The organism is Flavobacterium sp. PL02, from assembly GCF_035013205.1.
In the GTDB taxonomy this organism is placed as follows: Bacteria; Bacteroidota; Bacteroidia; order Flavobacteriales; family Flavobacteriaceae; genus Flavobacterium.
Map to the genome: position 1 here is coordinate 1,482,839 of NZ_JAYGJP010000001.1, position 25,909 is coordinate 1,508,747.

Here is a 25,909-nt window from a genome sequence, read left to right on the forward strand (position 1 = left end):
TAGTTCAAAGAATTACAATATAAAAATATGAAGAATATAAAATTACTAATATTGCTTTTGGTTTTTTTGCCATTAGTAGGAGGAGCTCAAGTACTTGATTTTACGACAGTGAGTACACCAGCCTTTTGTGTAAACGATGGTTCGATTACAGTAACGGCGACTAATGCAGTTGGAAGAGTACAATATGAACTGGTAGATTATAAAGTAACCCGATCAGTAATTGGTACTCCCCAAGATGATCCTGTTTTTTTAAATTTGGCACCGGGTACTTATACCGTAGGAGTATATGATGACAACAATGCATCGACTCCAATAACCAAAGAGGTTATTGTACCAGATTATGGATCAGGAAGGACATTAACAATAAATAATATTTATTCTAACCGATTGGCTTATTGTGCTACGGATACAAATCCTGGGGCAAGATTAACAGTTGTTCCCAATGGAGGTGCTGTTCCTTATACAATAACAATATTAGATACTAATGATGTAATAGTAAGAGAAGAAACTTCATATAGTAGTTATAATTTTCAAGGTATGCCTGCTGGCACTTATAAAATAAGAGTAAAAGACAATTGCGGGACAATTGTAAACAGTAATAGTCCTTATGTTATTGCCCCAAATATTGTTTATAATTTTACTGTTACTACGCCTACATACTGGTATTGGGACAATAATGTTAAAGTTGCTCATGGTGGTGCAGGAACAATATGTGACCCTGTTACTGATGCTTATTATGATTTTAGTTATTCTGGTGGGATTCCTGTAATTACAGGTAATGATGTGTTTCCTATTTCGCAAGTACCAGGAATGACAAGAATGTATGCTGTAGAATATGATGGTGTAAAAACGCCTTATATGACTTATAATGAGCTTATAGCTTATAAGCAACCTTTGCCATTGGATATAAATGCGTGGAAATCTATGACTTTGTGGGTTTCTATTTGCGGAATAGAAAAATCGACTATTTATAACCTGCCATCTCGTAAAAATGAATTTTTGCCTAAGCTTATCGCAAATGCGGGATTAACATTTTACTTAGCCGATGATAAAGCAAGTACGCTTTGTACCCCAACAGGTTTAGTCACATTATCAAGATTATCATTACTTTCGGGTTTTTGTGATCCACTTACTTTAACCATTACTGAAAAAAATGGAGTAGTACCTCCAAAACAATACACTATAACGGCAGCAAACCAAAATGATTTTGAAGCACAGTTAGCGATAGGGAATACTTATACTTTTAAACTTACAGATATTAATGGAAGTGAATTAAACAGACTTTCTTTTGTAAACGTAACAAGAGGGCAATGGATAAACATGAATTCAAGAACAGAAGTGTTTATAGATCCAGCTAATTTTCGTTATTATAATCAAGATGAATTACCGCTTGAATTGGCTAGTATGGCCGATTTTAAAAACTTTGGTAAGAGTCAGCTTGGTATTAAATTAGATTATTATATGCCAATGCCTTATACTATAGCAGTTACAGGGCCCAATGGCTTTTATCTAGAGAAAACGGTTAACACGATGAGCTATAGTGGTACATTGATTAGTGATAATCTGGAAGTGGGCAATTATTCTGTTCATATTACTTCGGCAACAGGATGTTATGACAGGACTTTTACAACTACGTTAGACAGAGCAATAGATAGTATTTCGGTTACTTCAACCATTACACCAGATCCTGTATCTTGTGATCGTTATATAAAAACATTTAATTATAAAATTAGTAATCAGGGATTATTAAGACCTTATCCCAGTACGAGTTTTGAATCTATGTTCAATGTTCCCCAAATAGGTTTTAAAGTAATTGATGGTCCAGCTGGTTATACTGAAACTAATGCAATAGTAAATAGTAGTTATAGTTGGCCAATGTCTTTCCGCGAAACTGTAACAGCAGCTTTTCGAGGCGATATTACAGGACTTTATAAAATAAACCTGGTCGATTATTATACTCCAACAAATGTGTATGGAGGACCTTGGGAACTTGATGTAAAATCAGAATTTCCTGTGTTTGACATGAATGGTTCCGGTGGGACAATTTGTACAGGATCTACAACCGGAACACTAAGTGTTGTGGTAAAAAATGCAACATCGCCAATGTATTACTTAAAAAAGACAACAGATACCGATTATCCTGTAGTAGGGCAAAGTTCCTCTGATTTTCCTAATCTTACCGCAGGTGTTTATATGGTAAAAGTAGAAACGGCTTGTTATCCAACAGCATTGGAAGCTTCTTTTAAAATGGATTATGTTAGTAATTTAGGGCATGTTATTACGGGAACCAATGTTTTATGTGATACAGATACATTGAATTTATCAGTTAAATCAATAGGTCCGATAACTAGTGCCGAATGGAGGCTGCCAGATGGAACTACTCAAACTTCTAATACTTTGGTACTTGATAATCCTCAATCTGGAGAATATACGGTAAATATTATTACTCGTTCTGGATGTATTGTAACAGATACGGTAGAGGTAAAAATAAACAGGAGAGCCACTGCAGCCGATATTACTGGAGCTTCTAATTCAACAATCTGTGAGGGAACTGGAGTTGATATGCTTTTATTCTCTAGTATTACTAATCCAATATTTACTTGGTATAGTGATGTTGCCTTGACAGATGTAATTGCGACAGGCGAAAATTATGGTGCAATGCCAACCGTAACAACTTCATATTATGTAACCGTACAAGGAGATGATATTTGTGAAAATTTACCCGGCACAGCCAAAGAGATAGTTATAACAGTGAAACCAAGACCAGCAATACCAACAGGAGATGCCGTGCAAAAATTTTGTACAGCCACTACAGTAGGCAACATTGTAACTAATGAAACTGGGGTTGTTTGGTACACAGCAGCAACAGGAGGTATTGCAATACCAAACAATACATCTTTAATAAATGGAAGAACATATTATGGGGAGTTACAATCGGGTATTTGTGCTAGTCTCTCTCGATTAGCTGTAACAGTTACAATAAATCGATTAGCAGTTGCTGCCGATATTAGTATTCTTGACCAGACGATATGCCCAGGTATAGGTATTACGTTACCTCCTTACACAACAATAAGCAATCCTATTTTTACTTGGTATGATGATGAAGCGCTAACAAACCCAATAGGTACCTCGCCAATATGGTTAGAACCTCTTGTAACAACAACTTATTATATAACTGTAAAAGGAGATGGTGTTTGTGAAAATTTGGCAGGTACCGCTAAACCGTTTACTATTATCGTAAATCCACATCCTGACACACCTATTGGAGATGCCAATCAATCCTTTTGTGAAGCAGCTACAGTTGCCGATTTAGTAGTATCGGGAATTAATGTTGAATGGTATGATAGCCCAGAGTTTGGTAGGTTTGTTACGCCGAATACTCCTTTGGTTAATGGAACAACTTATTACGCAGCTTCACATGTTTACCCACTTTGTGAAAGCGAAATTCGTCTTGCAGTAACGGCAACAATTTATCCTGCTTTGGTTGTAACGCTACCAGTTCCACAGATCTCAGGCAACCAATGTATTTTTCCTGATATTAATTTTGATAGTAATAATCCAGGGACTTTATATGTGTGGAGCGTTGATAATTGGAGTATAGGTTTAGAAGATAATTGGATTTCAAGTCCTAATATACCCTCTTTTAAAGCAATTAATAGTGGAACAAAGCCCGTAACAGCAACAGTAACGGTCCATCCAATTGGAACTGTTTGCGGAACGGGGTCTTTTACATTTACCATTACTGTAAATCCAGATATAATCTTGACTAAACCAACTGATAAAGAGGTTTGTACCAATAATATAGTTTCAGAAATTGTTTTTGATAGTAATATAACAGGAACTACTTATGGTTGGACAAATGATAATCCTAGAATTGGTTTAGCTGCTGTTGGTACAGGAAATATACCTGCTTTTACAGCGATTAATACTAGTGATTCTACAGAAATTGCTACAATTACAGTAATGCCTACAGCTGCTGGCTGCACAAGTATTCCAGTTGTATTTACTATTAAGGTAAATCCTGAAGGAGTGATAGATAAAATAGAAAACCAGAAAATTTGTGTAGGAGAAACAGCAGTATTAACAGCAAGTAGTTCTACAGTTATCAATCCAGTATTTACTTGGTATAGAGATGCAGCTTTGACAGATGTTTTAGGTGTTGGAGTTAGTTTTACTACACCTGTATTAACATCTAATAAAATTTATTATGTAACAGTTAAAGGTGACAATGCATGTGAAGCGAATGCAGGTATGACAGTGATGGTAACTGTTAACGAAACACTACCTCCAACTGGAGATGTTACTCAGGAATTTTGTTTAGCATTTAATGCTACAGTTTCAGATTTAGTTACTAATGAAAACAATGTCATTTGGTATGATGCTCCAATTGCAGGGAATATAATTCCGACAGGAACAGAATTAGTAAATGGAACTATTTATTACGGATCCTTAACCGTTGGAACGTGTGAAAGTGCCACACGTTTAGCCGTAACGGCAATAATTAATGATGCAAGAACACCAACAGGAGATGCTAACCAAGAATTCTGTTTAAATGAAAAAGCTACAGTTGGAGATTTGGTTACTAATGAAAGCAATGTTATTTGGTATGATGCTCCAATTGCAGGAAATATAATTTCGACTAAAAGAGCATTAAATCATGGAGCAATTTATTATGGTTCGTTAAGAGTTGGAGCTTGTGAAAACGTAGTACGTTTAGCTGTAACAGCAATTATTAAAACCGATTTACCAGGAGAAACCATTGGTTGGAATACTACAGCATGTATTGGCGATGAGGTAACCTACAAAACAACAGTTGCGATGTCCGATTATAATTGGATTGTTACAGGAGGTGTAATTAAGGCAGGAGGGCAATTAAATGATGATTTTGTGACTGTTACATGGACAGCAGCAGGAAATGGTTCAATCGAAGTAGAGTTTATCAATGTTTTTAATTGTAACCCGATTGTTACGATACATTTTCCAGTAACAATAGCGGTTTGTTCAGATATAGCAATAGGAAAAGTGGTAAACAATCCAACATCAACAATTGGAGAAAACGTAATATTTACAATAACAACAACCAATATTGGAACAGGTGATTTTAAAAACGTAAGCATCGACGAAATGTTACCATCGGGGTATAGTTACGTAATGGCAACAACTACTTCAGGCAATTATAATAGTGTCAATGGTGTTTGGAATCTTCCAGTTTTAGCTGCGGGAACAACCGAAACATTAACGCTTACAGCAAAAGTATTAGAAACAGGAGATTATCTTAATGTAGCCTATTTAAAGGATTCAACACCTACAGATCCTAATCCAGATAATAACCGTGCAGAAGCAGCAGTTGTTCCTACAGGTATAGTGATCTATAATGCAGTTTCGGCCAATGGAGATGGGTTAAATGATTATTTTAAAATAGAAGGGCTGCAGCATTATCCGGACAATACCGTAGAGATTTATAATCGCTGGGGAGTAAAGATTTATGAAGCCAATGGATACGGATTAAACAATAATGTATTCCGTGGTATATCTGAAGGAAGATCAACGGTTAAAAATGGAGATATCGTACCAGCTGGAACGTATTTTTATATTCTGCGTTATAAAACAAATACAGAATCAAGAATTGAAAAAAGCGGGTATTTATATATTAATTAAGCCCAGCAATAAGATTAGATTATAAAACAAAAATTGTTCAATAAATGATTTTGGACAGTTTTTGTTTCTCAATTTGTATTGATAAGTAAGGATACAAATCAATACTATAAGAATATAATAACAGTTTTGGGTTTTGCTCAGAGCTAAATTATTAGGAAACGATGAAGAAAAAAAGAGGATTGGTATATGATAGCCAGAAATGCTTTTCGAGATTCTTAAAATATGAATTCAAAGAACATTTTGCATTCGATGTATATAAAAATTTTAAAAACTTCGATGGAGAAGTAGAAGAATATGCTGTTATGTTATTTGTGGTTTATTCGGATAAAGAGTTAATAGATTTAATGCAAATACATAGAAGAGGAGTTCCATTAATAGTTTCGACCCTAAATGAAGAAATGAAATCAAAATTAGAAAAAATAGAGGATATACTATTATTTGATCCAACCAAAGTTAAATCAGAAATGAGAGCTGAATTAAAGTTCTATCTAAATATAGTTGCATAAAAGGGGTTATAATAAAGTAAAAAACAAGTATGCCGTTACTCTTTGATAAAGTTAAATACAGAAATACTAATTTATATAAAATAAAGCTAGATAAGCTAAAAGCTATATACCTATTTATAGATAAGTTTTTATCTAAAAGAATCCCCAAAGCAATTGCTTTAAGAAAACAAAAAGCAAAATTTAAACTATCAGAAGAGCATTTTCAATTTGCATTAGAAGCGTCCTCCATAGGAGTTTGGGACTGGGATATAAGAACAAATACCGTTTTTTATTCGTCGCAATCAATGAAAATACTTGATTTAAAATTGACAGATACTTTTGATAATTCACAACGTTGGGATAAAATAGTCCATCCAGATGATTTAGAAAAATATTATGCAACCATTCAAAAACACTTTGATAAAAAAATACCCTTTTACGAAAATTACCATCGAATAATAACTTCAGATGGAGAGTATAAATGGATTCTGGACAAAGGTAAAGTTATAGAACGGGATATAAACGGGAGACCATTAAGAGTTATAGGAACGCATATTGATATCTCTTCCCAAAAAGAGAAAGAATTAGAATTAAAAAATAAGATAGAATTATACCGCAAGCAAAAACATCGCTTGTTGAATTTCTCATATATCGTTTCACATAATTTAAACACCCATATAAGTAATATTAAATTGCTTTTGGATATTAATGAATTAAAAGGAAATAAAAACGATATCGAAACTTTAATGAATCTGCGAACAGTTTCTAATGACCTAAACGACACATTAACAGATTTGTCTCAGATAGTTAATATTCAGAATAACCTAAACATAGTGGTTAAGCCATTAGATATAAATTTTTATTTCATGAAAGTTTTGTCTTTAATTAATGGATACAATCATAAAAACAAAGTAGCTATAGAAAACAATATTCCCGTAGGAACTGTTGTTAATTTTAATCCGGCCTATTTAGAAAGTGTGTTGTTGAATTTTTTTACAAATGCAATTAGATATGCACATCCCAATCGTTTTCCGATAATTAAATTAAACTTCTTTATAGAAAACGAAAAAAAAACGCTGACAATAGCCGATAACGGTTTAGGAATTGATCTGGATAAATACGGGGATTTATTATTTGGAATGTATAAAACATTTCATAGACATAAAGACGGACAAGGATTAGGTTTATATATTGCAAAAAATCAAATCGAAGCCATGAAAGGGCAAGTAAGTGTAAGTAGTAAAGTAGGTGAAGGAGCAACTTTTAAAATTGTATTTAATGATTGATTCTTCAGAGATAAAAATATAAATGTAGTAAGATGAGTATTATTATAAAACCAATAGTAGATCACGAAAAATATATGGTCAATGAGCATTTAGTCTATAGAGACAGGCTCTGGAACTGGTCCTGCAAAGATGATTTGTCAAACAAAGAACTCCAAGCTTTTAAACTCTATGAAAAATTGATTATAAAGAATTCAAGAATAAAAAAACATATTAAAGCAGTATATAACATCAATAATGTAAAAAATAGGTCCTAATTGAACAGTTTGATACTAATTCAAACAAACTCTTTTTAAATAAATGAATTAGTGAAAATTGATGCAAAAAATTAACCGCAAAGACCACAATCCCGACGTTCAATGTTATTAAGTTAAGGGAAAATAGAGAAAAATGATTGATGATTTTTGATTAACGTCCCGAAGCGTCGGGATTGATTTCAGATGAATGAAACCTAAGAAAAATCGACAATCTTACTATTTACAAACACCATACCTTCAATCTGAAATTTCTTAACTTAATGACATTGAGTGTCAGGACGAGAGAAAATCCGTGTTTGTCTGTGTTTTCGCTTTAGCGAATCTGTGTCATCCGCGTTCCCTTATAGACAATCTTTGTTGAGAATACAATTAACCATAATTGGCTAAAAAAGAGCTTAACTTAATAACATTGAACGTCGGGATATGCAAAGGTCACAAAGTTTATAATTAGTAAAAATTAGTGGCTAACTTCTTTTTAGTTGTTTAAAAATGTAATAATTCTATTTTCAATTGCAGGTTCGGTGTCAGAATGCCCTGCATTTTCAATATATAAGACAGAATTATTTAATTTTTCATGTAGTTCCTGAGCATATTCAATTGGGCAAATTACATCGTTTTCTCCGTGAATTATAGTTATTGGTATACTATCTAGTTTATCCACATTTTTAGTAATATAGCCTTCTTCAATAAAACAATTATTACCAAGATAGTGTGCTTCTAATATTGAAAGAGAATGATAAGGAATTTGTTTTACAATAGCATCAATTTCCTTATCTGATAATTCTTGTTTAAAAATAGATATTTCGTAGAATGCCCATTCGTAACAATAGAATTCCTTGTTTTCGGCTGTTCCGTTTAACATCTGTGATAGATAATATTCAGATATTTTTTGCCTAGAGTTTATGGGGACATTATTTTCAAACCGATTCCATTCTTTTGGGTACTTATCTTTGATACCGCCATTAGTAAAATGGTCAATTGATTTTTTATCTCCCAGAAAAACAGCTCTAAGCAATAGACTTTTAGTTTTTTCAGGATTCTTAATGGCATATACAAGACTTAAAGTTGTTCCCCATGAACCTCCAAAAATGTTGATTTTATCAATATTCAGATGATTTAAAAGTGTATTGATATCATCAACTAAATGTTGAGTGTTATTTTCTTCTATACAGCCAAAAGGTTCACTTTTAGAAGAGCCCCTTTGGTCAAAAAAAATCACTTTATGTTTTTTAAAATCAAAGAAACGCTTGTCATTTTCAGAAAAACCAGCACCAGGCCCTCCGTGAACAAATAGGTACGGAATTCCATTTATATTTCCGCAAACCTCATAATATATTTTATGAAGTTTACTGACCTCAAGAAAACCTTTTACGATAGTGTAGTTTTGTTCCAATAGATTTTTATTTAAGAATCAATTGCATGAAAACCAAATCCAGCCAATGGTCAAATTTATATCCAACTTCACGAATAGTTCCAGTTGCCACAAATCCGAACTTCTCATGAAAAGTAATACTTCCTGCATTGTCGGCATCAATTGCACCAATCATAACGTGATATCCCTGTTCCTTGGCAAGCCGAATTAATTCAGTCAATAATTTAGAACCAATACCTTTGCCAATAGTGTTTTCTGTAACATACACAGAATGCTCTACAGTGTATTGATAGCCAATTTTTTCTCTAAACGGACCATAACTACCAAAACCAATAACATCACCGTCTAGCTCAGCTACAATAACGGGCAGGTTTTTAGCATTCTTATCTTCAAACCATTTTTGCTGAACATCAATAGTCTGAATTTCATAGCTATAATTAGCCGTAGTATGTAAAATAGAATAGTTAACAATATCAAGAATTTTTTCTAAATCCTCAGAGGTGGCTTGTCGAAGTGTAACAGACATATTGAGTTGTATTATTTGTGGTTTTATTTAAGTTCTGCAAGTAAAGCGTCGGCATCTTTAGAATCCCAATCCATTTCCTTGCAAATAGCTTTTGCTTTCTTAGCATATACCAATGCCGATTTTTTGTCTTTAATTTTAATATAAAGGCGGGATAACAGTAAATTGCCATCATAAGAATCATTTAGTTCTAACGAACGTTTTACCCATTCTATTGATTTTTTAAGACTTTCGACATCAGTAATGTTTTTTAAGTATACTTCACCGATTTCTTTTAAGATACTTGGAGTATTCCACATATATTTTTGAGTTCCATCTAAAGTTGTTTTCTTATAATATCCCCAATTAGTACTTCTTTCTGCAATGGTTAAATCATAAGAAAAAATAAGAGAATCAGTTTTTTGAAGCTTAATCGTCTTAGCAATTTCCCTTTGTTTGTAGTAATTAATAGTATCCAGGCTTTCGGTATAAGGACGAAGTAATTCGGTAACGATATTAATTATTTTTTTCTCTACACGATCAGCAGAAGCAACGGTTTCGAACTCTTTTTGGTGTTGTAATACATATTGAAATTCATGCGACTTGATATCACTCACACCATTGGCAATAATGCGCCAGTTCATTTCGGTAAGCAATTGAGCGTCAGATTGTGTGGCAAGATAAGTATGAGTAGCTTTAGATAAATCGACTCTTTCACGGCCTTTTCTTAACGTATTTAAATAAGCCAAACATTTATTAGCATTACTTGGATCAGCCATAAAAACAGACTCCAAATAAGGCAATTGCATTTTTGGATTTAATGCATTTTTAATTTCGTTTAAAAAGTCAGCAGTTTTTATTTCACCTTTCAAATTATATAAAACAGTTTCATTAGCATCAACAATCAAAAAACTAGGCAAGGATTTAGTGTCAAACTTCGTTTTTAGAGCAAGACCTTCTTCCTTATCAATATCTTTCCAGACACAAATATAATTATCCTTTAAAAAAGCCATTACCATAGCGTCCTGAAAAGTGCTATTTTTCATTGCATTACAATGTGGGCACCAAGTAGCATAAAGCATGATAAAAACAGGTTTGTTTTCTTGTTTAGCCTTAACCAATGCATCTTTATAAGTAATATCATCGTGAACAAATTGTTTTTGAGCATTTCCGGTATGAATAAAAAGGATAAGTAAGGATAGATAAATAAAACGCATGATTCTACTGTTTTTAGTAAAGATAATAGTTACAAATATATTTCCTTTTTCTATAATTAGATGGTAATATATTGTTATTTATACCCTAAATCATTTCTGAACTTACTAACTTTGTACTTTATAATTTCCAAGAAAATGATTTACCCCAAAATACCTCTGGCTCAGAGTATCATTCAGATTTGTTTAGAAAAAGGAATCACCAACATAATTATATCTCCAGGATCACGAAATGCACCTTTAACCATAGGATTTGTTAGTAATCCGGCTTTTCAGTGCTATAGTATAGCCGACGAAAGGTGTGCTGCATTTTTTGCATTAGGAATCGCACAACAAACCAGGCAACCAACAGCGTTAGTATGTACTTCGGGTTCAGCATTATTAAATTATTATCCCGCTTTTGCAGAAGCATTTTATAGCCAGATTCCACTTATTGTAATCTCAGCAGACCGTCCTCAAAGCAAGATAGATATTGGCGATGGGCAAACCATTCGTCAGGAAAACGTGTATATAAATCATTCCATATACAACGCCAATTTACACGAAGATGTTTCGCTCGAAAACGATAAAAAAATAAACGAAGCAATAGATACAGCCAGAGCTCAAAAAGGGCCAGTACATATTAATGCACCTTTTGAAGAGCCATTGTATGAAACCGTTTCAGAACTTGCCGTAAAACCTATAATAAACACTTACGTAAAAGAAAACCAGCCAGAAACAATCGGAGATTTAGCCGATATGATTGCTGCTTGGAACAAATCGGCTCGTAAGATGGTTCTTGTGGGAGTAAATGAGCCAGACACTATTGATAAAGAAATAATAGACGGATTGGCAAATGATAAATCAGTAGTAGTTTTAACCGAAACAACGTCTAATTTACATCATCCGAGTTTTATCAATAGCATCGATACCTTAATTACCCCATTTACAGCCACTGATTTTGAAGATTTTCAGCCTGAAATTCTGGTAACTTTTGGAGGAATGATCGTTTCTAAACGTATAAAGGCATTTTTACGAAAGTACAAACCAAAACAACATTGGCATATAGATACATTAAGAGCTTATGATACATTTGGAGCTTTATCAAAGCATATAAAAACAAACCCAAATGATTTCTTTAAAGCCTTTTTGCCACAAACGGAAACTATAGCGAGCGATTACTTTTTAAGAATTAATAAAATAAATGATTTAAGAAAAGTAAGAGCAAAGGAATATTTAAGTAAAATCCCGTTTTCGGATTTTAAAGTATTCGAAAAAGTGATAGCATCATTGCCAAAAAATAGTCAATTACAAATAAGCAACAGTTCAGCCATTCGATATGCACAATTAATAGACATCGATTCATCTATTAGCGTATTCTGTAATCGTGGTACAAGCGGTATCGATGGTAGTACATCGACAGCCATAGGAGCAGCGGTTGGCAATTCTAAACCAGTAGTTTTTATTACAGGAGATATTAGTTTCTTGTACGATAGTAACGCTTTATGGAACAGTTATATCCCTAAGAATTTTAAGATTATAATCATAAATAATGGAGGAGGAGGAATCTTCCGTATTTTGCCAGGACATCAGGAACAACCAGTGTTTAATACCTTTTTTGAAACATCACATCATTTAACCGCCGAGCATTTGGCAGGAATGTTTAAGATGAATTACATAAAAGCAGACAATGAAAGTTCGTTACAATCAGGACTAGAAACACTGTATAATGTAAATGAGGCATCAGCTATTTTAGAAATCTTTACACCAACAGTCGAAAACGATAAAATATTACTTCAGTTTTTTAAAGAGTTATTGTAGGTTTAATTTTCATAAAAATTACTTAAAATAAAGGCTTGTATAGAATAAATGCTTAAATTTGAGAATATAAACTAGTATTAATCAAATATTAAAATTTTATTTATGAGCGCAAGAGATGAATTAATTGTAAAGTATGCTGCTGACTTAAAAGATAAATGCGGCGTAACTCCGAATATGGATTTATTGACAAAAGTAACCATCGGTTGTGGGCCGTCAATATATAACGCAGATGCAGCTACAGTTGCAGGAACTCAAAAATCGGAATTAGATACTGTAAAGAATAATTTTTTAATCAAAAAATTAGGCTTGCCAGATGGTCCCGCTTTAGATGCAGGAATTGATGCAGTATTAGAAAAATACGGGCGCTCAAACAAACATAAATACAGAGCAGTAGTATACTACTTATTAACGCTACATTTTAAAAAAGAAAGTGTTTATAAATAGTATTTAAACTTCCAAATATAGAAAGCGCCTTAATGGCGCTTTTTTTAATAGAATAATTTTTATGCTTCTCATTTTCAAACTTCGTACCTTTGCGACTTAGAAACTTGCTTAAATAGCAATACAGAACTTTAAAGAAGATGATTGAAATAGGAAAATACAACACCCTAACTATATTACGTGATACCAAAGTAGGATTGTTTTTGGGTAACCCCGAGAAAGATCCAGAAGGAATCCACGACATACTATTACCAAACAAATATGTTCCAAATGAATTTGAAATAGGCGAAGAACTTATCGTTTTTGTTTATTTAGATCACGAAGAACGTCCAGTTGCAACAACCCTAGAACCATATATTTTGTTGAACGAGTTTGCTCTTTTACGAGTAAATTACATTAACCAGATAGGTGCTTTTATGGATTGGGGAATGGAAAAAGACATTCTTGTTCCGTTTAAAGAACAAGCGCGCCCTATGGAAAAAGGAAAGCGTTATTTGGTTTATTTATACATGGACGAAAAAACCAATCGTTTGGTGGCTTCAAGTAAAACAAACCAATTCTTAAGTAATGATAACCTAACGGTAGAAAAAGGCGAAGAAGTAGATTTAATCGTTTCGCATATTACCGAGATAGGAATCAATGTAATTATTAATGAAAAGCATAAAGGATTATTATACAAAGATGAGGTTTATGATGATGCCATTCGTACGGGAGACCGTATGCGAGGATATATCAAGAACATACGTCCTGATAATAAAATAGATGTTTCATTACAAGTGCAGGGATACCAAAGTATCGAACCAAATGCTGAGAAAATAATGGACGAATTAAGAGCAAGTCGTGGTTTTTTAAGACTCACAGATAACTCGCATCCAGAAGACATTAAAACGGTGCTTAAAATGAGTAAGAAAACATTTAAGAAAGCGATTGGAGCTCTATACAGAGAGAAACTAATCGAGATAAAAGAAGATGGTATTTACTTGGTAAAAGAGTAATACTAAGTTACAATAACAAAAAAGGCTAATCATTACGATTAGCCTTTTTCTTTTTATTCTAGTTTTATAAAAAAATTGTAATTAAAAAAAAACAAAAATAAAAATAAATCTACTTTCATCACGAAAAGTGAATAGAACCACACAATATGTAATACTGTACTTAATCTTGTTGCGTGTGACTTACTACTTTTTCAGATGGGTTTGTCTTGAATGGGATAACAATTTCTTACATGCTGAAATTGATTTCACGGCAGAACCTTTGGTTTATTTTTAATATTTTTAAAGATGATTAAACAATAATAAGTACCCATTTGTAGAGTAGTTTAATATATCTTTCTTGTTAACCGTAGGTGTTACTATCTCTTTTTTGCAATTTCGACAAATGCTAATCTCATTTGCTCTTTGTCTAAAGGTTTTAAATTTAAAACCATAGAAAAATGAGCGACAAATTTTTTAAATTTTCTCAAAAAATCATTTTTTAGGTTAATAAATCAGTGAAAGAAAATTAATCTTAAATGTGTACGAAAAATAAATGTATTACATTGATTAATAGAGGGTAAAGATAAATATAAAAAATAGAATACACTATAAAATGATTGCAGTTTTTAATTGAAAAACAATATTTAACATTTGATCAAAATTTTTTTAGAATAGACTTCATGATGATTGTATAGTCTAAAGTGTAAAAAATGATTTATTTTTACACTATAATTAATTAAAAATACATCTAATGGATTGGATTACTGCCAGAGAATTTGAAGATATAACCTATAAAAAATGTAATGGAGTTGCAAGAATAGCATTTAACAGACCTAATGTACGCAACGCTTTCCGCCCAAAAACAACATCCGAATTATACCAGGCATTTTACGATGCACAAGAAGATACCTCGATAGGAGTAGTTTTATTATCTGCCGAAGGACCTTCGACCAAAGACGGAGTATATTCTTTTTGTAGTGGTGGAGACCAAAATGCAAGAGGACATCAAGGATATGTTGGAGAAGATGGACAACATCGTTTAAATATTCTAGAAGTACAACGATTAATTCGTTTTATGCCAAAAGTGGTCATAGCCGTAGTTCCAGGTTGGGCAGTAGGGGGCGGACATAGTTTACACGTAGTTTGCGATATGACATTAGCGAGTAAAGAACACGCTATTTTTAAGCAAACAGATGCCGATGTAACTAGTTTTGATGGCGGATATGGATCAGCTTACCTTGCCAAAATGGTAGGACAGAAAAAAGCACGTGAAATTTTCTTCTTAGGACGCAATTATTCAGCTCAGGAAGCAATGGATATGGGAATGGTAAACGCTGTTATTCCTCATGATGAACTAGAAGATACTGCTTACGAATGGGCGCAAGAGATATTACAAAAATCGCCAACATCTATAAAAATGCTAAAATTTGCTATGAACCTTACAGATGATGGTATGGTAGGGCAACAGGTTTTTGCTGGAGAAGCAACCCGTTTAGCATATATGACCGAAGAAGCCAAAGAAGGAAGAAATGCCTTTTTGGAAAAAAGAAAGCCTAATTTTGGCGAAAATAAATGGTTGCCATAAAAAGAGTTTAAAGTTTAAGGTTTCAAGTTCAGGAACCTTAAACTTTAAACCTTAAATTTTAAATTAAATAAAACATAAGAATGAAACATTGGATTGAAGCCGCTAGATTAAGAACATTACCCTTATCAGTTTCTGGGATTATCGTCGGTAGTATGTATGCTTTGGCAAATCCCACAGAAAACGTTTATACGCCTACAGAAGTTTTTAATTGGAAAATTTTTGGTTTTGCACTTTTAACAACGCTAGGATTGCAGGTATTATCCAATTTTGCCAACGATTATGGCGATGGAGTAAAAGGAACCGATAACGAAGACAGAATTGGACCAAAACGTGCTATACAAAGCGGAGTAATAACGCCACAAGCCATGAAAAAGGCTATAATCATTACTTCATTGTTAACTTTATTATCGGCAGTTACATTGATTTATTTTGCCTTTGGCGAGACAAATTTTGTGTATTCAATCTTTTTCTTATTATTAGGGATTGCGGCAATTGTTTCGGCAATACGTTATACAGTAGGAAACTCAGCTTATGGATATAAAGGCTTTGGAGATATTTTTGTATTCGTATTCTTTGGCTTAGTAAGTACATTAGGCGTTAACTTTTTATACTCAAAAGAAATAGATCCACTTTTAATCCTGCCAGCAGTAGCCATAGGATTATTAAGCGTAGGAGTTTTAAACCTAAACAACATGCGTGACGAAGCCTCAGATAGAAAATCGGGCAAAAACACAATTGTAGTAAAAATGGGCGGACAAGCTGCAAAAAAATACCATTACTTCTTAATCATAACAGCAATGATTTCGGTAGTTGCATTTGCTATTTTAAGCGATTATAACTTTGATCAATACTTGTTTTTATTGGCTTACATACCATTAACCAAACATTTAATTGTTGTTTATAAAAACCAAGAACCTAAATTACTAGACCCAGAATTAAAAAGAGTAGCACTTAGCACATTTTTGCTTTCAGTATTATTGACTTTGTGCATGATATCATTAATTTCAGACATTATTGTAAACCTCTTCTTAGGAGGAAGATAATTTATTAAACTTTAAATTTGTATCAATATGAAAATTACATTTTACGGTCATGCATCATTAGGAATCGAAGTAGGAGGAAAGCACATTCTGGTAGATCCTTTTATCTCAGGTAATCCATTGGCATCACATATCGATATTAACACATTAAGAGCCGATTATATCTTGCTAACGCATGCGCATGGAGATCATATTCTAGATGCCGAAGCAATTGCAAAACGTACCGAAGCTGTAATCGTGTCTAATGCCGAAATTGCGAGTTATTTTGCCCAAAGAGAGCTAAAAGCACACCCAATGAATCACGGAGGAAGCTGGCAATTTGACTTCGGAAAAGTAAAATATGTAAATGCTATACATTCAAGTTCATTTCCCGATGGTAGCTACGGAGGGAATCCAGGAGGATTTGTAATCGAAGGTGAACACAAAAATATCTATATCGCAGGAGATACAGCACTTACGATGGATATGAAGTTAATCCCGATGCGTACCAAGCTAGATTTAGCGATTTTACCTATAGGAAACAACTTTACAATGGATGTAGATGATGCCATTATAGCATCAGATTTTATCGAATGTGATAAAATTCTAGGGTATCATTATGATACCTTCGGATATATCAAAATCAATCATGACGAAGCAATACGTAAGTTTTTCGATAAAGGAAAAGACCTAATGCTTATAGAAATTGGAGAATCTATTGAATTGTAAATAGCATTATTCTAAGAGAAATTGAAGAATTAGGAGCTATCCCGATAGCTATCGGGACCCGCCATACGCTTTATCTTTTCCTGGCTAAAGAAACCAGGAAAAGGATATCGCTGCTGTCAGGGCTAAAAAAAAACACACATCCAGTCAAGAAAATGAAATCTAAAAAACTGATTTTAGTACTTTTATTAAGCTCGTTTTATTCAGCTTTTGCACAAAAAGAAGGATATTGGGACAAAGAACGATCCACTACAAAAGAAATAATCGTTTCAGCCCGCGACAGAATCATCATTCCAACCGAAGATTTACCATTAGGAACCACCGAAGTAATATATAGGATCACTCTGTTGGACGAAAACCAACAATTGGCAAGTAGCTTAGTCTCGGTATTAAAATCGATTCCAGATCCATCAGGAATTAGTCAGGGATCTGCCGGTGCAGTATTCCTAATGTCAAAAATATCAGGAGATGATAAGTGTAAATATGCTTTGTTTACCGATCAGGCAATTGCAAAAAGTTATGTACAAACAGGAAAAACCGATAAAGCCTGTTATGCACAAGAAGAACCAGTAAGCAAAGACGCAAAACGATTATCATTAGATAAAACAAGTTGCTTACAACCAAATGTAAATACAATTTGGTTTGGATTCGAAAGCAAGAATTGGCTTTTAAAACAAAAAATAGTGCTAGAAGTAGTGCCGTGGGTTGATGTAAAGCTAAGTCGTGGTTGGAATCAGGAGAATAAAAAAGAAATTATCAGCCAATGCAAGACCTCAAATCTGGCACAGAAAATGGCAAGTTCTGATGAATTTTGCGTTTGTATCCTCGAAAAAATCCAAAAGCAATACCGTTACACAGAGTTTGATAAGCTATTGGCAATGGAAAAAATCAAAGCTTATAAAGATTATGGGAACACCTGTTATAACGATACCAGTATCTCTAAAAACATTTATAACGATTTAAGAAATCAGGCTTCTAAATTAATTAAAAGTCAGAAATATGGTGAAGCGATAACATTGTTAAACACTGTAATTGCTGACAAAAAGGCTACAGCACTAGATTATAGCGCTATTGGATATTGTTATATAATAACCAAACAATACGAGAAAGCGATTAAGTTTCTAAAAGAAGGAGAAAAACTAGATGAAACAGAGTTGCAATTAAAACTCAACCTAGCTCATGCTTATTTGGTAAGCGACGATTATAAAGACGCCAAAGCTATTTATAAAAAATACCAAACACAAAACGTTACTGATAGTTTAAGCTGGATTCAAAAAGTAAAACTTGATTTTGCAGCTTTTAAGAAAGCAAATTTACCTTCAACAAACTTTGATAGAGTTTTAGATCTTTTTAATTAATAATTAATCCTATAAGTGATGCAAGCAAATATAAATTGTATTTTCTAAATGCTTTATTATATGAACTTATATCACTAATATGTTTAAAAAAAGTAAATAATATTGAAAGCCACTTACCACAAATATATTCTCAATTTTAAGCGCCCATCGGGAACTTCCAGAGGTGTAATGAACGAAAAAGAAACTTGGTTCATTGTTATTGAAGAAAATAATAAAAAGGGAATAGGCGAGTGCGGAATCCTTAGAGGACTAAGCGCAGACGATCGAGACGACTACGAAGAGAAATTGCAATGGAGTTGCGATAATATACATCTTGGCGAAAAAGCCCTTTGGGAAGCCTTATTAGAGTTCCCTTCAATACAATTTGGTATAGAAATGGCTTTCCGTTCATTGCACAGTAAAACGCCCTTTTTACTCTATCCTTCACCTTTTACTACGGGAGAGAAATCTATTGCAATAAATGGGTTAGTCTGGATGGGAGAACCAGAGTTTATGAAACAGCAAATAGAAGAGAAGCTGGCTTCAGGTTTTCGCTGTATAAAACTTAAAATTGGTGCTATCGATTTTGATAAAGAGTTGGAATTACTGGGTTTTATCCGCAGCCACTTTAGCCCGGAAGAAATAGAAATACGAGTAGATGCCAATGGAGCTTTTAGTTTAGAGACAGCTTTAAATAAGCTAATTCAGCTTAATGCATATAAGTTGCATAGTATCGAACAGCCAATAAAACCAGGCAATACACAGGTTATGGCTAGTTTATGTGAGACAACACCTTTTCCTATAGCACTAGATGAAGAATTGATTGGAGTGTTTACATTACAGGAAAAAGAAAAATTACTGCAAAATATAAAACCACAGTATATTATTTTAAAACCAAGCTTTATAGGCGGTTTTCGAGGGACTCAGGAATGGATTGCATTGGCAGAGAAGTATAATATCGGTTGGTGGATAACATCGGCTTTGGAAAGCAATATAGGTCTTAACGCAATTGCACAATGGACATTTTTGCAAAATAATACTATGCCGCAAGGTTTAGGAACAGGAGCATTATACACGAACAATTTCGATTGTCCGCTAGAAGTTACACAAGGACAATTATGGTATAACCCAGATTTAAACTGGGAAATAGATATTGATGCCCTATAAATAAAACGGCTATCTACATCTTTGTCAAAGTTCAAAACCAAGGCTGTAGCTTTAGTTTTATACAAAATTGTCATAATCTTTGTCATTCGACTAAGGAGAAATCTCCGCGAAGCTAACTTATTATTCTTTTCATTGCTTAAACTCTTCCAATTTTGGTCATGGCCCACGGTTTCAACCGTGCGGTACTGTGATAATGCATTGCGCTCCAACGGTTGAAACCGTTGGCAATGTTTGTAACATGTTATTTGTGTTTACAATCCGTATCTAGCCATTAGATTGATTTACATTGTTTGAGTTTCCTCATATCAAAAGACAATATTGTGTCCGTTTCTATAAAAATAAAATAAAATCCTGAAAGCTAGTTTTTGCAGTTTTTATTCAAAATTTCAATAAGATTTTATAATCTGTTTAAAATTAGAAATAAAAAAAACTGGCATAAAGCCAGTTTTTAAATTTTAGAGAATAAAAATTATTCTTTTCCGCCATCTAAGACATCTTGCCATTCTTTTAATTCTTTCCATTTTCCTTCATAAGCCAACTTAGCTTGTCTTGCCCAGGTTCCAGGATTATGAATTGCATAGTTTTCACCAGCGTTATCTAGAATAGTTTGAGATTTTTCTGTTGGTGTTTCCGATAAAGCCAACCAGGTTTTGATTCCAGCCTGATGATACAGCTCTTCGATTTTAGGACCAATTCCTTCGATTATCTTCAAATCATCTTTCTTTATTTTTTTGCCAAATACAGTTGCTGCCAATGCAGCATCAAAAGCAATTTCTGGAATTGTAGTTTTACCCACAAATGATTGTGCAGATGCCGAAGCATTATTTAACTTAGCTGCTAAATCTGCTTCAAGCGAAGATATTTTGGCATTTAAGTTCTTAGTATTAGCTCTGCAAGCGTCTAAATCAGCTTGTAAAGAAAGCAAATCAGAATCGTTTCCTTTCGAAGCCATTTTTCCTATCAAGTAACCTAAAATTCCACAGATTAACCCAACTAAAGCTGGTATTAAGATACAAGGTATATTCATAATGTTATTTTTTTGGATTAATTATTTTATTGTAACTACAGTTCTACGATTATTTGCTTTACCATCGGCGGTTGTATTATCTCCTACAGGTTCATCTGGACCTTTTGATTGAGTTTCGATTTTACTACCATCAATGCCATTTTTAGACAAATAATTTTTAGTAAAGTCAGCACGTTTTTGGCTTAACACAACATTCGATTCACGGTTTCCAACATTATCAGAATGCCCAACAACCAATAATGCGCCATCATTTACATGAAGAATGTAATACGAGATGTCTTTAATTTTCTGACGATCGGCAGCATTTAGATTATTATTGGATTTATTGGTATTAAAATGAAGAACCAAAGGATCAGCATTTATTTTGGTTTTTAAAGCAGCAAAATCTTCACCATCTGTTTTTGTTGCAACCGAATCCGTCGAAGTATTAATTTCGAAAGAAACTGGACCTAATAGCGTATCTCCACTTGTTTTCCAGCTATCGATTATTTCGCCATTAGTATTAAACTTTCCAGCCGATAGTCCTTTTGATACAAAATAATTTTTAACATCATTTGCCCTTGCAATACCAAGATTAGGGTACGTTGTGGTGTTCTTTTCATCGGTAGTCGCATATCCAGTTATGGTAACCTTTTGCTCTGGATTGGCATCTAAGAAAGTTTTCAGTTTTTCAATACCAATATTAACAGAGTCTTTAACTGGCATAATCACCGAAGCACTATTCTTCAGGAACTTCAGATTGTCGCTACTGCGGTAGTCAATACCGGTACCATTAATTACAAAAGGAACAATCTCCGTGACCGTTTCTTTAATAACAACTACTTTTTCGATATCGTCTGCGGGTTCTTTCGTACAGCAATTGCAGCAAAATTTCAGATACAGGAATGTACCTAAGATAATTGTGACTACAATGCCTAAGAGATAAAGTGTTTTTTTAGACATAATTTTTATGAGTTAAAATTCTCTCAAATTTAACAAAAAAATAAATGTAAAACGTTACTAATCAGTTATTTTAATATTATTGTTAAAAAAAGAGGTTTTTTATGTTTAAGAATTTACTTACTTTTTAAAATTAACAATTAATTTGAATAATTGTAAGGAGAAAATCTTAATTCGCCAATTAATTAAAATGAGTAACTTGCTAACTGAATTTAGTTATGGATATGATGGTCGAAATAGAAAGAAAATTTTTAGTTAAAACAACCGATTTTAAAGAGCAGGCTTTCGCCAAAAATCGAATTGCTCAGGGATATTTAAGCTCCGAACCAGAGCGAACAGTACGTATACGTATAAAAGGCACGAAAGGGTTTATTACTATAAAAGGAATAGGAAGTGATAGTGGAATGTCACGATTTGAGTGGGAAAATGAAATTCCGCTAGACGAAGCACAAGAATTATTGAAATTGTGTGAGAAAGGTAAAATTGAGAAAACGCGATTCGAAATAAAATCAGGAAACCATGTTTTTGAGGTTGATGAGTTTTATGGAGAAAATGAAGGATTGATAATTGCCGAAATCGAGCTTGAATCAGAAACAGACACGTTTGATAAGCCTGATTGGTTAGGAGAAGAAGTAACCAGTGATCCAAGATATTATAATTCTTATTTAAGCAAGCATCCGTTCTCAGAATGGAATAAAGAATAATGTTTATGGCAATTGAAGCATATGATTTGATTATAGTAGGAGGAGGACCAATAGGTTTAGCTTGCGCGATCGAAGCACAAAAGAAAAATTTAAAGTATTTAATTATAGAAAAAGGAGCAATTGTAAACAGTATTTTTAATTATCCGCTGTATATGACGTTTTTTTCTACAGCCGAAAGACTAGAAATAGGAGATATACCTTTTAATTGCCTGGCTCCGAAACCAGGCCGACAAGAAGCATTGGAGTATTATCGCAATATTCACCGTTATTTTGACTTCTCCATTCATTTATTCGAAAATGTGACCCAAGTTATCAAGCAAGAAAATTCGCTTTTTAAAATAACCACAAATAAGGCATTGTATGAAGCCAAGAATGTAATTATTGCAACAGGCTTTTATGATATTCCGATTTATATGAATGTAAAAGGCGAGGAGTTGCCACAAGTGCGCCATTATTACAAAGAGGCACATGAATATGCTTTTAGGAATGTTCTTGTTGTAGGCGCAAATAATTCATCTGTAGATGCAGCCTTAGAATGTTGGCGAAAAGGAGCTAATGTTACGATGGTAATTCGCAAAAGCGAAATAAACAATCGTGTAAAATATTGGGCTAAACCAGATATCGAGAATAGAATAGCCGAAGGAAGCATAAAAGCTTATTTTGAATCGAATATTACTGAAATCAGAGAGAATGAAGTTGAAATTGAAACTCCAAACGGAAAAGTGACTATCGAAAATGATTTTGTTTTGGCACTTACTGGTTATAAGCCAGATTTAACGTTTCTGGAAAAAATGGGAATTCAATTATCTGATAATGAAAGAAAAGTACCAACATACAATCCCGAAACAATGGAAACCAATGTTACAGGATTGTTTTTGGCAGGTGTTGTGTGTGGCGGAATGGAAACTCATAAATGGTTTATTGAGAATTCCCGTGTTCATGCCAATATGATTGTAGATTGTATTACTTCGAAATAGAAAAATATTGCCATGATCCGAGCGCAATGTTATTAAGTTAAGCTTTTTGGACTATAATTTTACTCGCAAAACCGCAAAAGCGCAAAGTTTACACATTCTTTCTTTGCGTTTTTGCGACTTTGCGGGAGATTTAATTCGACAAAGCATTATAAATATTCCCTTTATTTAATGAAATTGCGCTCGGATTGTGACAAAAAATAGCTAAGAACTACAAGAAAGCATAGAACAGCCTACTTTGTCTCTTGCCCAATCTGGACGTTTGGCAAACCATTTTTCGTATTCTGGTTGCTCATCGTAAGGATTTTTAAGTAATAAATGTAATTCCTCTATTAGAGAATAATCACCTTCATCGGCAGCATCAATACTTAGTTGAGCCATGTAGTTACGCAATACATATTTAGGATTTACTTTGTCTTGGCTTGCAGCACGTTCTTCATTAGGTATTTTTTCAGTATTTAAACGCGTTAAATACACCGAGAACCATTCTAGCCAAGTATTTAAAATAGTGCCTTTAATTTCTTCAGGTTTATAAAAAGCATCCTGAATGCAGGCAAATGCTTCTTCTGCAGATTGTTCTTTTTTGATTTTATTTAAATTTCTAAAAAAGATAGTCATATCTGTTTCAGATAATTGCAAGTTGGTTTCTAGATCTAAGATGATTTTATCATCAATTTCTTTTGATGTAGAAATCCCTAATTTGTTTAGCATCATTTCTTTATACTCTTCATCAAATGAATCAGAGAATGATTCTAATATACTCTCTAAACCTTCGGCTTCATTGATTAAAGGGTATAATGCATTTGCTAACTGAAATAAGTTCCATTTAGCAACATTAGCCTGATTACCAAAACGGTATCTTTTATGTTGATTATCGGTAGTATTTGGTGTCCAATTCGGATCATAATCTTCTAACCAACCATAAGGTCCAAAATCTATTGTTAAGCCGTGAATCGACATATTATCGGTATTCATGACCCCATGTACAAAACCTACACGTTGCCAATCCAGAATCATCTTACGGGTTTTATCAGCTACAGTTTTAAAAAACTGGATATAAGACTTCTTAGGATCTTCCTCGGTTATCTCAGGATAATAATACTTGATGGTATAATCAGTAAGAGATTTAAGATTTTTAAGTTCATTACGTGCCGTTAGCATTTCGAAACTTCCAAAACGAATAAATGACGGTGCTACACGACATACAATTGCCCCTTTTTCATAAGCAGGATTGCCATCATATAGTTTATCGCGCAATACTTCGTCACCAGATAACATTAAAGCAAGAGAACGAGTGGTAGGAACTCCTAAATAAAACATGGCTTCGCTACATAAATGTTCTCGTATAGAGGAACGTAAAACTGCTAAACCATCGGCAGTTCTCGAATAAGGTGTTTTTCCTGCTCCTTTAAGCTGTAAAGTGTAAAACTGGTCATTGTGTTCAACCTCGGTTAAATTAATCGCTCTACCGTCTCCTAATTGTCCCGCCCAATTCCCGAATTGATGCCCTGCATAGCACATCGCGTATGGATGCGTTGTTGGCAAAACTTCTTTACCCGAAAAAACATTCAGAAATGATTCCGATTGAATGTCTTTTGGCGAAAGCCCGATTAACTCAGCCACAGCTTCAGAAGCGTGAATTAATTTAGGTTCAGCTGGAATTCGAGGGTTAACATATGAGAAACAAGTATTTAAAACCTGCCTTATTTCGTTAGTACTTAGTGGATCTTCGGGTAGTTCGGCTGTAAACCGATTATGTATATTTAATTTTTTCATTTTATTTAATTTCAATAACAGTAATACGTGCTTGTTTATGCGAGTTTATCGGCATACATTTTTCTTAGTTTTTGCACTTTAGGGTCGATTACCATTCGGCAATAACCAGCTTCCTGATTATTGTTGTAATAATTTTGGTGATCTTCCTCAGCTTCATAAAACACTTCAAAAGGTTTTAATTCAGTTACGATTGGATCAGCATAAAGAGGTTTTACAGCTTCAAAAACTTGCTCTGCAATTACTTTTTGTTCCTCATTATGGTATAAAATGATAGAGCGGTATTGTGTCCCTCTGTCAGCTCCTTGTTGGTTTAATGTCGTTGGGTCATGACTCGTCATAAAAATGGCAATTAAGTCATGGTATGAAATGATTTCGGGGTCGAAAGTGACCTGAATAACTTCGGCATGACCTGTTCTCCCAGTACAAACCTCGCGATAAGCTGGGTTTTTGATATGACCATCGGCATAGCCTGATTTTATTGATATTATCCCCTTTAAGCGTTGAATAACTGCTTCGATACACCAGAAACAGCCCCCTCCAAAAGTAGCTATAGATAAGTTTTTCATAATATATAATTTAAATAATTATTGTTCTTTGTTGATAATGAGTAACATATTTAAAATAGATACTCAAATTTAATTCTAATTTGTTGGTTTTGCTAAAAAGAAA

General features: G+C 33.7%; 20 protein-coding genes. 13 read left to right on the forward strand and 7 right to left on the reverse strand.

What is annotated here, in order from left to right:
• The first annotated feature begins 27 nt into the window (after nt 1-27).
• The 3 genes from SHI72_RS06295 (at nt 28) to SHI72_RS06305 (ending at nt 7,429) form a co-directional block, all read left to right on the forward strand.
• A complete protein-coding gene (locus SHI72_RS06295) occupies nt 28-5,658 on the forward strand; it encodes a gliding motility-associated C-terminal domain-containing protein (RefSeq protein ID WP_323489398.1) in 5,631 nt (1,876 codons plus the stop codon).
• Between the two features lie 161 nt (nt 5,659-5,819).
• Nucleotides 5,820-6,164: a hypothetical protein gene (locus SHI72_RS06300; protein WP_039114244.1), complete on the forward strand. Its 345-nt coding sequence runs from the start codon at nt 5,820-5,822 to the stop codon at nt 6,162-6,164.
• Nucleotides 6,165-6,193: 29 nt separating this feature from the next.
• The gene (locus SHI72_RS06305; RefSeq protein ID WP_323489399.1) at nt 6,194-7,429 is read left to right on the forward strand and encodes a PAS domain-containing sensor histidine kinase; all 1,236 of its coding nucleotides are present in this window, start codon (nt 6,194-6,196) and stop codon (nt 7,427-7,429) included.
• Between the two features lie 729 nt (nt 7,430-8,158).
• On the opposite strand, the gene pip is transcribed toward SHI72_RS06305, so the two are convergent.
• Genes pip through SHI72_RS06320 form a run of 3 tightly spaced genes read right to left on the reverse strand, consistent with a single transcriptional unit; the run spans nt 8,159 to nt 10,774 of the window.
• Nucleotides 8,159-9,076, reverse strand: coding sequence for a prolyl aminopeptidase (gene pip / locus SHI72_RS06310; RefSeq protein ID WP_323489400.1), 918 nt, complete (start codon nt 9,074-9,076; stop codon nt 8,159-8,161).
• A gap of 7 nt (nt 9,077-9,083) precedes the next feature.
• A complete protein-coding gene (locus tag SHI72_RS06315) occupies nt 9,084-9,581 on the reverse strand; it encodes a GNAT family N-acetyltransferase (RefSeq protein WP_039120070.1) in 498 nt (165 codons plus the stop codon).
• Between the two features lie 23 nt (nt 9,582-9,604).
• The gene (locus tag SHI72_RS06320; protein ID WP_323489401.1) at nt 9,605-10,774 is read right to left on the reverse strand and encodes a thioredoxin family protein; all 1,170 of its coding nucleotides are present in this window, start codon (nt 10,772-10,774) and stop codon (nt 9,605-9,607) included.
• Nucleotides 10,775-10,909: 135 nt separating this feature from the next.
• Here SHI72_RS06320 and menD point away from each other — a divergent pair, with 135 nt between their 5' ends.
• The 8 genes from menD (at nt 10,910) to SHI72_RS06360 (ending at nt 19,820) form a co-directional block, all read left to right on the forward strand.
• On the forward strand, nt 10,910-12,571 hold the full coding sequence (gene menD, locus SHI72_RS06325) for a 2-succinyl-5-enolpyruvyl-6-hydroxy-3-cyclohexene-1-carboxylic-acid synthase (protein ID WP_323489402.1): 1,662 nt from the start codon (nt 10,910-10,912) through the stop codon (nt 12,569-12,571).
• A 102-nt stretch (nt 12,572-12,673) separates the two neighbouring features.
• Nucleotides 12,674-13,015, forward strand: a complete 342-nt coding sequence (locus SHI72_RS06330) for a DUF2853 family protein (RefSeq protein ID WP_039114238.1) — start codon at nt 12,674-12,676, stop codon at nt 13,013-13,015.
• 137 nt (nt 13,016-13,152) lie between these two features.
• The gene (locus SHI72_RS06335; protein ID WP_035625111.1) at nt 13,153-14,007 is read left to right on the forward strand and encodes a S1 RNA-binding domain-containing protein; all 855 of its coding nucleotides are present in this window, start codon (nt 13,153-13,155) and stop codon (nt 14,005-14,007) included.
• 730 nt (nt 14,008-14,737) lie between these two features.
• The gene (locus SHI72_RS06340) at nt 14,738-15,571 is read left to right on the forward strand and encodes a 1,4-dihydroxy-2-naphthoyl-CoA synthase (protein WP_035681238.1); all 834 of its coding nucleotides are present in this window, start codon (nt 14,738-14,740) and stop codon (nt 15,569-15,571) included.
• An 80-nt stretch (nt 15,572-15,651) separates the two neighbouring features.
• The gene (menA, locus tag SHI72_RS06345) at nt 15,652-16,614 is read left to right on the forward strand and encodes a 1,4-dihydroxy-2-naphthoate octaprenyltransferase (protein WP_039114236.1); all 963 of its coding nucleotides are present in this window, start codon (nt 15,652-15,654) and stop codon (nt 16,612-16,614) included.
• Nucleotides 16,615-16,641: 27 nt separating this feature from the next.
• Entirely contained in the window at nt 16,642-17,319 is a 678-nt protein-coding gene (locus SHI72_RS06350) for a metal-dependent hydrolase (protein WP_039120074.1), read from the forward strand.
• 152 nt (nt 17,320-17,471) lie between these two features.
• The gene (locus SHI72_RS06355) at nt 17,472-18,674 is read left to right on the forward strand and encodes a tetratricopeptide repeat protein (protein ID WP_323489403.1); all 1,203 of its coding nucleotides are present in this window, start codon (nt 17,472-17,474) and stop codon (nt 18,672-18,674) included.
• A 102-nt stretch (nt 18,675-18,776) separates the two neighbouring features.
• On the forward strand, nt 18,777-19,820 hold the full coding sequence (locus tag SHI72_RS06360; protein ID WP_323489404.1) for an o-succinylbenzoate synthase: 1,044 nt from the start codon (nt 18,777-18,779) through the stop codon (nt 19,818-19,820).
• A gap of 469 nt (nt 19,821-20,289) precedes the next feature.
• Here SHI72_RS06360 and SHI72_RS06365 read toward each other — a convergent pair whose 3' ends face one another.
• Both SHI72_RS06365 and SHI72_RS06370 read right to left on the reverse strand, forming a co-directional pair.
• On the reverse strand, nt 20,290-20,847 hold the full coding sequence (locus tag SHI72_RS06365; protein WP_039114232.1) for a hypothetical protein: 558 nt from the start codon (nt 20,845-20,847) through the stop codon (nt 20,290-20,292).
• Nucleotides 20,848-20,868: 21 nt separating this feature from the next.
• Nucleotides 20,869-21,789 (reverse strand): OmpA family protein, encoded by a 921-nt coding sequence (locus SHI72_RS06370; protein ID WP_039120079.1) that lies wholly within the window; start codon nt 21,787-21,789, stop codon nt 20,869-20,871.
• 224 nt (nt 21,790-22,013) lie between these two features.
• Here SHI72_RS06370 and SHI72_RS06375 point away from each other — a divergent pair, with 224 nt between their 5' ends.
• Nucleotides 22,014-22,490 (forward strand): CYTH domain-containing protein, encoded by a 477-nt coding sequence (locus tag SHI72_RS06375; RefSeq protein ID WP_207621522.1) that lies wholly within the window; start codon nt 22,014-22,016, stop codon nt 22,488-22,490.
• A gap of 5 nt (nt 22,491-22,495) precedes the next feature.
• Complete coding sequence (locus tag SHI72_RS06380) at nt 22,496-23,467, forward strand: YpdA family putative bacillithiol disulfide reductase (protein ID WP_323489405.1); 972 nt, start codon at nt 22,496-22,498, stop codon at nt 23,465-23,467.
• Nucleotides 23,468-23,668: 201 nt separating this feature from the next.
• Here the strand turns inward: SHI72_RS06380 and SHI72_RS06385 are convergent, their stop codons facing one another.
• Complete coding sequence (locus tag SHI72_RS06385) at nt 23,669-25,240, reverse strand: protein adenylyltransferase SelO (RefSeq protein ID WP_323489406.1); 1,572 nt, start codon at nt 25,238-25,240, stop codon at nt 23,669-23,671.
• 35 nt (nt 25,241-25,275) lie between these two features.
• A complete protein-coding gene (gene msrA / locus SHI72_RS06390; protein WP_086894499.1) occupies nt 25,276-25,806 on the reverse strand; it encodes a peptide-methionine (S)-S-oxide reductase MsrA in 531 nt (176 codons plus the stop codon).
• Nucleotides 25,807-25,909: the final 103 nt, after the last annotated feature.

What these genes read in the sequence shown, in the direction of transcription:
- SHI72_RS06375 (WP_207621522.1), top strand. Translation starts at nt 22,014, where the DNA reads ATGGTCGAAATAGAAAGAAAATTTTTAGTTAAAACAACCGATTTTAAA.
- SHI72_RS06335 (WP_035625111.1), top strand. Translation starts at nt 13,153, where the DNA reads ATGATTGAAATAGGAAAATACAACACCCTAACTATATTACGTGATACC.
- SHI72_RS06300 (WP_039114244.1), top strand. Translation starts at nt 5,820, where the DNA reads ATGAAGAAAAAAAGAGGATTGGTATATGATAGCCAGAAATGCTTTTCG.
- SHI72_RS06380 (WP_323489405.1), top strand. Translation starts at nt 22,496, where the DNA reads ATGGCAATTGAAGCATATGATTTGATTATAGTAGGAGGAGGACCAATA.
- menA (WP_039114236.1), top strand. Translation starts at nt 15,652, where the DNA reads ATGAAACATTGGATTGAAGCCGCTAGATTAAGAACATTACCCTTATCA.
- SHI72_RS06295 (WP_323489398.1), top strand. Translation starts at nt 28, where the DNA reads ATGAAGAATATAAAATTACTAATATTGCTTTTGGTTTTTTTGCCATTA.
- msrA (WP_086894499.1), bottom strand. Translation starts at nt 25,806, where the DNA reads ATGAAAAACTTATCTATAGCTACTTTTGGAGGGGGCTGTTTCTGGTGT.
- SHI72_RS06370 (WP_039120079.1), bottom strand. Translation starts at nt 21,789, where the DNA reads ATGTCTAAAAAAACACTTTATCTCTTAGGCATTGTAGTCACAATTATC.
- SHI72_RS06320 (WP_323489401.1), bottom strand. Translation starts at nt 10,774, where the DNA reads ATGCGTTTTATTTATCTATCCTTACTTATCCTTTTTATTCATACCGGA.
- SHI72_RS06385 (WP_323489406.1), bottom strand. Translation starts at nt 25,240, where the DNA reads ATGAAAAAATTAAATATACATAATCGGTTTACAGCCGAACTACCCGAA.
- SHI72_RS06305 (WP_323489399.1), top strand. Translation starts at nt 6,194, where the DNA reads ATGCCGTTACTCTTTGATAAAGTTAAATACAGAAATACTAATTTATAT.
- SHI72_RS06340 (WP_035681238.1), top strand. Translation starts at nt 14,738, where the DNA reads ATGGATTGGATTACTGCCAGAGAATTTGAAGATATAACCTATAAAAAA.
- SHI72_RS06350 (WP_039120074.1), top strand. Translation starts at nt 16,642, where the DNA reads ATGAAAATTACATTTTACGGTCATGCATCATTAGGAATCGAAGTAGGA.
- SHI72_RS06355 (WP_323489403.1), top strand. Translation starts at nt 17,472, where the DNA reads ATGAAATCTAAAAAACTGATTTTAGTACTTTTATTAAGCTCGTTTTAT.
- SHI72_RS06330 (WP_039114238.1), top strand. Translation starts at nt 12,674, where the DNA reads ATGAGCGCAAGAGATGAATTAATTGTAAAGTATGCTGCTGACTTAAAA.
- menD (WP_323489402.1), top strand. Translation starts at nt 10,910, where the DNA reads ATGATTTACCCCAAAATACCTCTGGCTCAGAGTATCATTCAGATTTGT.
- SHI72_RS06365 (WP_039114232.1), bottom strand. Translation starts at nt 20,847, where the DNA reads ATGAATATACCTTGTATCTTAATACCAGCTTTAGTTGGGTTAATCTGT.
- SHI72_RS06315 (WP_039120070.1), bottom strand. Translation starts at nt 9,581, where the DNA reads ATGTCTGTTACACTTCGACAAGCCACCTCTGAGGATTTAGAAAAAATT.